The sequence below is a fragment of the Caenispirillum bisanense genome, assembly GCF_039523075.1.
In the GTDB taxonomy this organism is placed as follows: domain Bacteria; phylum Pseudomonadota; class Alphaproteobacteria; order Rhodospirillales; family Rhodospirillaceae; genus Caenispirillum; species Caenispirillum bisanense.
The window spans coordinates 1-513 of sequence record NZ_BAAAEP010000149.1 but is presented as its reverse complement, the minus strand read 5'-3'; the positions used below and the strand labels follow the sequence as shown (position 1 = coordinate 513).

The 513-nt window shown below is 62.2% G+C and carries 1 protein-coding gene; it reads left to right on the top strand.

All coding sequences use genetic code 11. The annotated features are described in order from the left end of the window. Positions 1-96: 96 nt before the first annotated feature. On the top strand, positions 97-450 hold the full coding sequence (locus tag ABD056_RS22865) for a hypothetical protein (protein ID WP_118915166.1): 354 nt from the start codon (positions 97-99) through the stop codon (positions 448-450). Positions 451-513: the final 63 nt, after the last annotated feature.

The window sequence follows — 513 nt, the reverse complement described above, 5'->3', positions numbered from 1 at the left end:
CGTCGTTTGAGGTCACTGGATGCCATAGGTAGATACTAACCTGACGATACGTTAAGCTGTTTTACGCATCGTTAGATTACCTAGCTAGGAGGCATCATGCCCGCTACCGAGTTCCCTGTCGCCACAACCGCGCAGGCTTGGCCCGTCGTGGTTCAGGGCGGCGGCCAGGCACCGAAGCTTCGTGAGGGGAAGCCGTCACCGGATGGCCGTCCGACGTACGCGAGCGGCTGTCAGCTGATCGTGTCTCGCAACGGCGAAGAGATGGTCAACAAGTCGGCGAGCGTGCACGTGCTCGAACCCGCTGCGATCTATTCGCGCCGCGAGGATTTCCAGGCCGAAGGGCGTGTTTGGGTGGTGCCGTACGAGAGCAATGGCCGGGTGGCCTACAGCATCACTGTGGAACGTCTGGTGCCGGTGCAGGTCCCGAAGCAGGGTGGCGACAAGGCATGACCGTAGAGCTTGCGGAGACCCGCGAGCCGAGCGACCTCGGGCGGATTGGGCGGCTGATGCTGT